Source organism: Alkanindiges illinoisensis, from assembly GCF_004377485.1.
GTDB classification, from domain to species: domain Bacteria; phylum Pseudomonadota; class Gammaproteobacteria; order Pseudomonadales; family Moraxellaceae; genus Alkanindiges; species Alkanindiges illinoisensis_A.
The window spans coordinates 1-925 of record NZ_SNTY01000079.1 but is presented as its reverse complement, the minus strand read 5'-3'; the positions used below and the strand labels follow the sequence as shown (position 1 = coordinate 925).

The window sequence follows — 925 nt, the reverse complement described above, 5'->3', positions numbered from 1 at the left end:
AAAATGGACAATGCCTGTCACCAACTGGGGACAGACTATCACTCAATTATCTATTTACTTCGAGGGGCGTTTAGACGATATAATTAAAATCTAGTAATTTGGCTGACACAGATTTTTGAACGCCCCCAGAAGGTGTTTCATCAAAAATAATCAAAAAACTTTTACGATCCGATAAAATGTGAATATTTTCTCTAACAGGTAAAATATATTCACTACCATCATCATAAATAATTTTTCTTTCTAAACTGATAGTTTTCACATTATTCAACAAGATATTATTAAAAATTTTAAGTGAAGTCTCTGAGTCATATTCAGGGTAGTTCATAAACTCATACCTCTCTCCATTTTCAAAACTATTCTTTTCTATTACCTTTTGTATTTTTTTCATTATTTGATCTCTCTTGTTGAATTTATTTTAAATAACTCAGGATTTGTATAAGGAGATTTATCTACGAAATTCATTTGTTGGGCATTACCAGGCAATACTTTACCAGTTTTATAATCATACATGGAACCAGCTTTTCCTTCTCGAATCCCTACACCGGGCTGTACTTCAAACTCAACCACATAGAATTTATTCCGCTTCCCTTCTACTAAATTTGGTTTAAATTCCTCAGTCACTGCAAGCTTATTTCGCATGTCAGCAATAGAGTTAACGGGTTCCTTAGTCGCCCAACCACCTAATTTCTGTGCAGGATTCTGTCCCTTTTCAATAGCCTCTTGCATATTAATATAGTGCTCTTGATCAATTACCATGCGCATTTTCTCAGGCTGAGTAACGACCCTATCTGTTACTGTATGATATGTGCTGAATTAGCAGGAGACTTTCACTTGGGATATGCTAGGCAGCTAACCGATAAAAGTTCTCTGCTATTTGATTTGGCGTTTTAAAATCCAAACTCTTTTGAATTCTTCGCTGATTATA

Annotated in this window: 2 protein-coding genes; both read right to left on the bottom strand. The window is 34.5% G+C overall.

Annotated elements, in window-relative coordinates; all coding sequences use genetic code 11:
• Positions 1 to 70: 70 nt before the first annotated feature.
• Positions 71 to 388 (bottom strand): hypothetical protein, encoded by a 318-nt coding sequence (locus E2B99_RS13395; protein ID WP_134245696.1) that lies wholly within the window; start codon positions 386 to 388, stop codon positions 71 to 73.
• Complete coding sequence (locus tag E2B99_RS13390; protein ID WP_134245694.1) at positions 388 to 756, bottom strand: hypothetical protein; 369 nt, start codon at positions 754 to 756, stop codon at positions 388 to 390. The genes E2B99_RS13395 and E2B99_RS13390 overlap by 1 nt, the downstream gene beginning before the upstream one ends.
• Positions 757 to 925: the final 169 nt, after the last annotated feature.